The sequence below is a fragment of the Streptomyces sp. MS191 genome, from assembly GCF_008042125.1.
GTDB lineage: Bacteria > Actinomycetota > Actinomycetes > Streptomycetales > Streptomycetaceae > Streptomyces.
The window spans coordinates 1763307-1771858 of sequence record NZ_RDBI01000040.1 but is presented as its reverse complement, the minus strand read 5'-3'; the positions used below and the strand labels follow the sequence as shown (position 1 = coordinate 1771858).

General features: G+C 72.9%; 8 protein-coding genes and 1 pseudogene. 8 read left to right on the top strand and 1 reads right to left on the bottom strand.

The features are described 5' to 3' along the window. The first annotated feature begins 51 nt into the window (after positions 1 to 51). From EAO71_RS15140 to EAO71_RS15130, 3 genes are all read left to right on the top strand, one after another. Entirely contained in the window at positions 52 to 1035 is a 984-nt protein-coding gene (locus EAO71_RS15140; RefSeq protein ID WP_147978204.1) for a LysR family transcriptional regulator, read from the top strand. A gap of 175 nt (positions 1036 to 1210) precedes the next feature. Next, positions 1211 to 2578: a nitrate/nitrite transporter gene (locus EAO71_RS15135; RefSeq protein ID WP_147978203.1), complete on the top strand. Its 1368-nt coding sequence runs from the start codon at positions 1211 to 1213 to the stop codon at positions 2576 to 2578. A gap of 75 nt (positions 2579 to 2653) precedes the next feature. Beyond that, entirely contained in the window at positions 2654 to 3793 is a 1140-nt protein-coding gene (locus tag EAO71_RS15130) for a uroporphyrinogen-III synthase (protein ID WP_147978202.1), read from the top strand. Between the two features lie 384 nt (positions 3794 to 4177). On the opposite strand, the pseudogene EAO71_RS40015 reads toward EAO71_RS15130, so the two are convergent. Next, positions 4178 to 4345 (bottom strand): annotated as a pseudogene (locus EAO71_RS40015) (DUF1772 domain-containing protein); the annotation flags it as partial. Between the two features lie 243 nt (positions 4346 to 4588). Between EAO71_RS40015 and EAO71_RS15115 the strand changes: the two are divergent. The 5 genes from EAO71_RS15115 to EAO71_RS15095 form a co-directional block, all read left to right on the top strand. Continuing rightward, complete coding sequence (locus EAO71_RS15115; protein WP_261992143.1) at positions 4589 to 5128, top strand: GNAT family N-acetyltransferase; 540 nt, start codon at positions 4589 to 4591, stop codon at positions 5126 to 5128. Positions 5129 to 5289: 161 nt separating this feature from the next. Then, positions 5290 to 5841 (top strand): CGNR zinc finger domain-containing protein, encoded by a 552-nt coding sequence (locus EAO71_RS15110; protein ID WP_147978200.1) that lies wholly within the window; start codon positions 5290 to 5292, stop codon positions 5839 to 5841. Positions 5842 to 5956: 115 nt separating this feature from the next. Next, positions 5957 to 6544 carry a sigma-70 family RNA polymerase sigma factor gene (locus tag EAO71_RS15105; protein WP_147978199.1) on the top strand — a complete coding sequence of 196 codons (588 nt, stop codon included), beginning with the start codon at positions 5957 to 5959 and terminating at the stop codon, positions 6542 to 6544. Next, a complete protein-coding gene (locus EAO71_RS15100) occupies positions 6541 to 7398 on the top strand; it encodes an anti-sigma factor family protein (protein ID WP_147978198.1) in 858 nt (285 codons plus the stop codon). The genes EAO71_RS15105 and EAO71_RS15100 overlap by 4 nt, the downstream gene beginning before the upstream one ends. 62 nt (positions 7399 to 7460) lie before the next feature. Next, positions 7461 to 8552: helicase domain-containing protein (locus EAO71_RS15095; RefSeq protein ID WP_459112781.1), on the top strand; the 1092-nt coding region annotated here is incomplete at its 3' end.

Sequence of the window (8552 nt, the reverse complement as noted above, 5' to 3'; positions counted from 1 at the left end):
GTCCAACACCTGATCGGCGCCCATTGACGCACCTGTGTTGTTAAATGCCGCGTGGCCCTTTCCCCGCATCCGCACGACATCGAACCCCGGCTCCTGCGCGCCTTCGCCGCGGTCGCCGACGAGCTCCACTTCACCCGCGCCGCCGCCCGGCTCTACGTCGCCCAGCAGGCGCTCAGCCGGGACATCCGGCGCTTGGAGCGGGAGTTGGGCGCGGAGCTCTTCGTGCGGACCACACGCCAGGTCGCGCTCACCCCGGAGGGCGAACGCCTCCTCCCGTACGCGCGGGCGGTGCTGGCCGCCTGCGACGCGCTGACCGACGCCTTCCGCGCCGAGGCCCGCCCGCTGCTCGTCGACCTCAACAGCGCGGGCCTCGCCCACTGCCGCGTCCTGGAGCGGGCCCGCGAACTCGCGCCGGAACACGAACTGATGGCCCGCTTCGAGAGCGGACTGACCGGCGCCGCCCGGCAGATCCTGGCAGGCGGCCTCGACGCGTCCTTCGGGCGCTACGGCGGCCTCGACCCGCGGCTGCGGACCGGGCTGGCCGCGCAGTTCGTGCGCTACGAGCCGATGGCGATCGTGCTGCCGCAGGACCACGCGCTGGCGGACCTCGACGCCGTCCCGCTCGCGGCGCTCGCCGGTGAGCAGGTCTACGCCGGCGCCGGCAACGACCGGACCCCGGAGTGGACCGATCTCGCCGCCCGGCTCTTCGCCGGCCGTGGGATCACGGTCGCACCGCCGGCGCCGATGGCCGTGGGCAAGGAGGAGTTCCGCCGGCTCATGGAGCGCCGCCGCACGCCCGTCCTCGCCGTCGTCGACTTCCCGCCCATGCCGGGGAGCGTCCTGCGGCCGCTCGTCGATCCCGTGCCCCTCTCCCCGGTCAGCCTGGTCTGGCGCCGAGGGCTGCGCCATCCCGCCCTCGACGCCCTGCGGGCCGCCGCCGCCGAGATGGGCGCCCGGGAGGGCTGGCTGCGGCGCCCGGCCGGCTCCTGGCTCCCCGAGGGCGAGGCGGGCCTACCGCAGGACGGTCCCGCCTGACGGCCCGGCCCGCCGGGATCCGGGGCGTACTCACATCCCGCGCCCGCCCCGGGTGAGAGCAAGGTTCCGTACCCGTCACTTCCTGCCACCGGTCTGAAACGCGGCCTCCCTAGCGTCTGCTGCACGAGGTCCGGAGCATCCGGATGCTCGGGACCCGACACCGTGGAGGTACGTGATGGGCGGCCGGTGGATCGAACGGTGGGAGCCGGAGGACGAGACCTTCTGGCGTGAACGAGGAGAACGGATCGCCCGGCGCAATCTGATCTTCTCCGTCTTCTCCGAGCACATCGGCTTCTCCATCTGGAGCCTGTGGTCGGTCATGGTCCTCTTCATGGGACCGCAGTACGGCGTCGACCCGGCCGGGAAGTTCTTCCTGATCGCGACCGCCACCTTCGTCGGGGCGCTCATCCGGATCCCCTACACCTTCGCCGTGGCCCGGTTCGGCGGCCGGAACTGGACCGTCTTCAGCGCCCTGATGCTCCTCCTGCCGACCGGCTTCGCCTACGCGGTGATGGAGCCCGGCACCTCGTACGGCACCCTGCTGCTGGTGGCCGCGCTCACCGGCGTCGGCGGTGGCAACTTCGCCTCCTCGATGACCAACATCAACGCCTTCTTCCCGCTGCGTAAGAAGGGCTGGGCGCTCGGCCTCAACGCGGGCGGCGGCAACATCGGCGTCCCCGTCGTGCAGCTCGTCGGCCTGCTCGTGATCGGCGTCGCGGGGGCGGCCCACCCGCGGATCGTCCTCGGCGTCTACATCCCGCTGATCGTCGTCGCGGCCGTCTGCGCCGCGCTCTTCATGGACAACCTCGCACCCGTCAGGAACGACGCGGGCGCCGCCAAGGAGGCCGTGCAGGCCGGCCACACCTGGATCATGGCCTTCCTCTACATCGGCACCTTCGGGTCCTTCATCGGCTACAGCTTCGCCTTCGGGCTCGTGCTCCAGACCCAGTTCGGGCGCACCCCGCTGCAGGCCGCCTCCCTCACCTTCATCGGGCCGCTGCTCGGCTCCCTCATCCGGCCGATCGGCGGCTCGCTCGCCGACCGCCACGGGGGCGCCCGCATCACCCTGTGGACCTTCGCCGCGATGGCCGTGTCGACCGGTGTCGTGGTCTACGCCTCGGCCGTCGAGTCCCTGACGGTCTTCCTCGTGGGCTTCATCGGCCTCTTCGTCCTCAGCGGCCTCGGCAACGGCTCCACGTACAAGATGATCCCCGCGATCTTCCTCTCCCAGGGGCACCGCAGGGGTCTGACCGGCGAGGCCGCGGAGGCGTACGGCCGACGGCTCTCCGGGGCCGCCATGGGCCTGATCGGCGCGGTGGGCGCGCTCGGCGGGCTCGGCATCAACCTCGCCTTCCGCCAGTCCTTCCAGACCGCCGGAACGGGCACCGCGGCCTTCGTCGCCTTCCTGGTCTTCTACGCGGCGTGCATGGTCGTGACCTGGGCGGTATACCTTCGGCGGCCCGCCGCCGTACCGGACACGGCGGAGACCGCGGCAGCGGCCTCGGACGCCGCCGAACCGCAGCCCGGCTACGCCGAGGTGTGATCCGGAGTGGTCCGTAACGGGCAGGAAATACAGGCGAACCGAGTCTGTCACGCGACACCGTCAGGCTCGGTCGTCATGTACGAGCAAGAGCAGGGCCCCCTCGCCGGCTTCACGGTCGGCGTCACGGCGGCACGGCGGGCGGACGAGCTGGGCGCGCTCCTCCGGCGCCGGGGTTCGGCCGTCGTCCACGGTCCCGCGCTGCGGATCGTGCCCCTGGCGGACGACACCGAGCTGCTCGCCGCCACCAAGGAGCTCATCGAGCACGCCCCGGACGTCGTCGTGGCCACCACGGCCATCGGCTTCCGGGGCTGGGTCGAGGCGGCCGACGGCTGGGGGTACGGCGAGGAACTCCTCGCCTGCCTGCGGGGCGTGGAGCTCCTCGCCCGCGGACCCAAGGTCAAGGGCGCGGTGCGGGCGGCGGGGCTGACCGAGACGTGGTCGCCGTCCTCGGAGTCGATGGCCGAGGTCCTCGACCGGCTGCTGGGCGAGGGCGTCGACGGGCGGCGGATCGCGCTCCAGCTGCACGGCGAGCCGCTGCCGGGCTTCGTGGAGGCGCTCACGGAGGGCGGCGCGGAGGTCGTCGGCGTCCCCGTCTACCGGTGGATGCCGCCGGAGGACGTCGGCCCGCTGGACCGGCTGCTCGACGGCGTGCTGAACCGCACCCTGGACGCGGTCACCTTCACCAGCGCGCCCGCCGCGGCCTCCCTCCTGACCCGGGCCGAGGACCGGGGGCTGGCGGCCGAACTGCTGGCGGCGCTGCGGCACGACGTGCTTGCGGTCTGCGTGGGCCCGGTCACGGCCCTGCCGCTCCAGGCGCACGGCATCGACACCCTCCAGCCCGAGCGCTTCCGGCTCGGGCCACTCGTACAGCTGCTCTGCCAGGAGCTGCCTGCCCGGGCGCGCACGCTGCCGCTGGCCGGGCACCGGGTCGAGATCCGCGGTCACGCCGTCCTCGTGGACGGCCGACTGCACCCGGTCCCGCCGGCCGGCATGGCCCTGCTCCACACGCTGGCCCGGCGCCCCGGCTGGGTCGTCTCGCGCGCCGACCTGCTCCGCGTCCTGCCGGGCGCGGGCCGGGACGAGCACGCGGTGGAGACGGCGATGGCCCGGCTCCGTACCGCGCTGGGCACGCCGAAACTGATCCAGACGGTCGTCAAGCGGGGCTACCGGCTGGCCCTGGACCCGGCGGCGGACGCGAAGTACGCGGACGCCTGAGCCCGGGCGGAGGGGGCGCCAGGCCCTGCCCGGGCGCGGGGAGCGTTGTCGATCGCGGCCGCCTCCGGCCGCCACCGCCGCCCCCTCGACCAGCGCGCTCGCCAGACCGCGGCCGGTGTACCGCCCGTCCACCCAGTAGCCGAGGGAGGCACTGCGGAAGGGCCCGAGGACGATGCCGGAGAGGATCGCGGCCCCGACGATCACCTCGGACTCCTCCCCCGCCTCCGTGGACACGGCGAACCACCGCCGGCCGCCGTCGGCGAGCCGCTCCGCCTGGCCCTCGGCCGTGTAGTACGCCTCGGTCCGGTACGGCTCCCGGTGACGCATGTGCTCGCGGTTGCGCAGCAGGGCGGCGGCGAGCGCGTCGTTCAGGGGGACGCTGACGGCCGAGGTGACCACGAACACCGCCAGGCAGAGGACCAGCGCCGCGAGCACCGGGCCCCGCGCCCGCGTCCCCCGGAGCTGCCAGGCCGAGACCGCCGTGAGGACCAGCGCTCCGAAGAAGGCGGTGAAGAAGACCGGGTTCTGGATCACGTCGTTGATGTTCCGCATCACCTCGACGAAGACCCGGTCGTCGCTGCGCGCCAGCGCGGGCATCACCGAGCAGACGTACGCGAACCACACCCCCGCGACCAGTCCCGTGGCCCCCGTCGCCGCGGCCAGCACCGTGCCCGCCGCCGTCCCGACCTTGCCCTGCGTCTCGTTCGTCGTCATGTCCCCAGTCAAGCGGCGGCCCGCCGCCGTGGACATGGGCCGGCGTCCCGGTCCCATACGCCGGCGTCTACGGTGGCCCCCGTGACCACCGACGCCGTGCGCATCCGGCCCGCTGCTCCCTCCGACGCCGCGGCGCTCGCCGCCGCCCTGCTGCGCAACCGCGAGCACATGCGTCACCGGGAGCCGTACCGGACCGAGGCGTACTACACGGCCGAGGGCCAGGCGGAGCGGCTCGCCGACGGCGGCCGGCGGTGGTTCGCCGTGTCCACGGAGGCGGGGGAGGAGTCCGAGGTGATCGTCGGGGCCGCGATCCTCTCCGGCATCGTCCTCGGGCCCTTCCGCAGTGCCTCCCTCGGCTACTGGGTGGACGGGCGGTACACCGGCCGCGGTCTGGCGAGCGCGCTGGTCGAGGAGGTCTGCCGCGCCTCCCGCGAGGAACTCGGCCTGCACCGGATCGAGGCCTGCACCATGTTCGACAACCTCGCCTCCCAACGCGTCCTCGCCAAGAGCGGGTTCGAGCAGATCGGCACCGCGCCCCGCTACCTCCACATCGACGGGGAGTGGCGCGACCACCACCTCTTCCAGCGCGTCCTCCACGACGACCCTCCGCCGCGGGGCTGAGTCCCGTCCGGGCGGTCCTCCCGGGTCCGCGACGACGGCCGCGGCACCAGCCAGCCCTCGGACGTCCCGGCCTCTAGCCGGACCGGCCCCGCGCGGGCACTCTGGACGGGAGCCCGACGCGGGCACCGACGGGCTCCCGACCGCGAGGTGGTGACAGGGGCATGACCGTACGGTTCGACTCCGGGCGGATCTGCCTGGACCTGGCCGCCCTGCCGCTCGACCGCGGGGACCATCTCGACCGCTTCCTCCACACCGCCGGACTCGTCCCGGCCGCCACCCCGTTGCGCTCCCTCGACGCCCTCTGGGTCGTCCACTTCCGCGAACTGCGCGACTGCGTCGCCGATGTCGTCCGGGCCCAGCTCGAAGGTCGGCGCGCCGACCCCGCCCTGGAGCGGCTCAACACCCTCGCCGCCGCCTCCGCGCCACCCGCCCCACGCGCCGTCCGCGCCGAGACGGGTCTGCTCGTCCGGGTGCTGAGCGCCGAACCGGACTGCCGCTCCCTGCTCGCCGCCGTCGCCCGCGACGCCGTCGACCTGCTGACCGACCCGGTCGCCCGCGCGCTGCTCAGGCAGTGCGAGGGCGACAACTGCCGCCGATTTTTTCTCGACACCTCCCGCGGACACCGGCGCCGCTGGTGTTCCGGTGAACTGTGCGGAAACCGCGAGCGTGTTGCCCGGCATCGGGCAGCGCGACGCGGAAAGGACGCCGCCTGAGCCCTCCCGGACCCCGCGCCGGAACCCGCTCGAAAAAGTTCGCGCGACATTGAGAAGAACCCGCGCCCGGTGCGTACCTCTGGACGACAAACAGGGTCTCGACCGGGAGGTTCAGGTGCGCAAGGATGCGGCCGTGGCCGATGACCGTCCGCATCGGGCCCGGCATCGCAACGAGGTGACCCGCATTCGACCCGCCGTCCCAGACGAAGAGTTGATGCGAGCCCTCTACCGCGAACATGCCGGACCGCTGCTCGCCTACGTACTCCGTCTCGTCGCCGGTGACCGCCAGCGCGCCGAGGACGTCGTACAGGAGACGCTCATCCGTGCCTGGAAGAACGCCGGCCAGCTCAACCGGGCTACCGGCTCTGTCAGACCCTGGCTGGTGACGGTCGCCCGGCGCATCGTCATCGACGGCCACCGAAGCCGGCAGGCCCGGCCTCAGGAGGTCGATCCGTCACCGCTCGAGGTCCTGCCCGCGGAGGACGAGATCGACAAGGCGCTGTGGCTGATGACGCTCTCTGACGCACTCGAAGATTTGACGCCCGCTCACCGGGAAGTGTTGGTCGAGACCTACTTCAAGGGGCGTACGGTCAACGAGGCGGCCGAGAGTCTTGGTATACCCGCCGGGACCGTGCGGTCCCGGGTGTTCTACGCACTGCGGTCCATGAAGCTCGCGTTGGAGGAGAGGGGGGTAACGGTATGACGTCGCCACATGATGCGGCGGGCGCGTATGTGCTCGGCATCTTGGACACCGACGATGCCGCCGCGTTCGAAGCTCATCTTGGGGGCTGTGAGGTGTGTGCCGCGCATCTCGAGGAGTTCGCCGGGATGGAGCCGATGCTGGCCATGCTCGCGGACACGCCGTCCCCGTCCTCCGGAGCCCGGCTCCGGGACGCCGGCCTCTCCGGCATCGACCCCTACGCGGAGGACGCCTTCGACGCCTTCGCCCCCCGCCCGCCGGTGCCCCTGGCCGCCCGCAGGAAGGGCGAGCCGCCGGTCGGCGCGCTTCCCGACCCGAAGCTCCTCGACCGTCTCGTCGACGAGGTCGGGGCCCACCGGGCCCGCACCCGCCGCCGCACCTTCTTCCTCGTCGCCGCCGCGGCCGTCCTCGTCGTCGGCGGCCCCGCCGTCGCCGTGGTCGCCACGTCCGGCGGGGGGACGAACAACGTCGCCGCCGACCCGCACCCCACCAGCCCCGCCGAGGACGCCTTCTTCCACCACATGGAGGAGAAGTTCCAGGCCACCGACCCGACCACGCTCGTCAGCGCCACCGTCGGCGTGGAGAAGAAGGGCTGGGGCACCCACGCCGTCCTCGAACTCAAGAACGTCAAGGGTCCGCTGAAGTGCCGGCTGGTCGCCGTGTCCAAGAGCGGGGACGAGGAGGTCGTCACCTCCTGGGCCGTCCCGAAGTGGGGGTACGGCATCCCCGGCGCCGCCACCGAGGCGGCGAAGAACCCGCTCTACGTCCACGGCGGAGCGGCCATGAACCGCAACGACATCGACCATTTCGAGGTCCGCACCTTCGACGGCGAGCGCCTCGTGGAGGTCGACGCCTGACATAGGCCCCTTCTGTGGCATAAGCTCGACGGCTGCCCAGTGCACGTCAGAAGGGGGCCTCGGTGGCCGCGCAGGAAGCCGTCGGTGTGGTCGACACGGTCCGTGACCGCGAGATCGGCATCGAACAGGAACATCTGGATCAGGTCTACCGCCGCCTCGAGGAGAAGATCCACGAGGCGGAGTTCCTGATGAACGACGCGGCGAAACGAGGTCAGGTCGGCACGCCCGGCGCCCTCGCCGAGCGCGACGCCCAGGTGTTCCGGGCCGGTGTCCACCTGAACCGGCTCAACAACGAGTTCGAGGACTTCCTCTTCGGCAGGATCGACCTGCTGAACGGCAAGGACGGCAAGAAGGGGCCCGACGGCGCGTACACGTCCGTCGAGCCCGCCGAGGACGCGGTGCGGTCCGACGGGCCCCACCAGTACGCGGAGATCGGCGAGACCCTCCACATCGGCCGTATCGGCGTCCTCGACTCCGACTACGCGCCGCTCGTGATCGACTGGCGCGCGCCCGCCGCCGCCCCGTTCTACCGCTCCACCCCGGTCGACCCCGGCCGCGTGGTGCGCCGCCGCGTCATCCGCTCCAAGGGCCGCAAGGTCCTCGGCGTCGAGGACGACCTGATGCGCCCCGAGCTGCGGGCGACCCTCGACGGGCGCGAGCTCCCGGTGATCGGCGACGGCGCCCTGATGGCCGCGCTGGGCCAGGCCCGCAGCCACACCATGCGCGACATCGTCTCCAGCATCCAGGCCGAGCAGGACCTGGTCATCCGCGCGCCCGCCGCCTCCGTGACGTACGTCGAGGGCGGCCCGGGCACCGGCAAGACGGCGGTCGCCCTGCACCGGGCCGCCTACCTGCTCTACCAGGACCGGCGGCGCTACGCGGGCGGCATCCTGATCGTCTCCCCGACCCCGCTGCTCGTCTCGTACACCGAGGGCGTCCTGCCCTCCCTCGGCGAGGAGGGCCAGGTCGCGATCCGCGCGGTCGGCAGCCTCGTCGACGGCGCCGAGGCCACCGCCTACGACGAGCCGGCCGTGGCCCGTGTCAAGGGCTCCTCCCGGATGCTCGCGGTGCTGCGCAAGGCGGCCCGCGGCGCCCTGGAGACCCCCGCGCCGCCCGGCGGAGCGACCGGCCGGGGGAGGGACACCGACCAGCTC

Excerpts from the sequence above, each read along its gene's own strand:
- EAO71_RS15135 (WP_147978203.1), top strand. The coding sequence starts at position 1,211 with ATGGGCGGCCGGTGGATCGAACGGTGGGAGCCGGAGGACGAGACCTTC.
- EAO71_RS15110 (WP_147978200.1), top strand. The coding sequence starts at position 5,290 with ATGACCGTACGGTTCGACTCCGGGCGGATCTGCCTGGACCTGGCCGCC.
- EAO71_RS15100 (WP_147978198.1), top strand. The coding sequence starts at position 6,541 with ATGACGTCGCCACATGATGCGGCGGGCGCGTATGTGCTCGGCATCTTG.
- EAO71_RS15130 (WP_147978202.1), top strand. The coding sequence starts at position 2,654 with ATGTACGAGCAAGAGCAGGGCCCCCTCGCCGGCTTCACGGTCGGCGTC.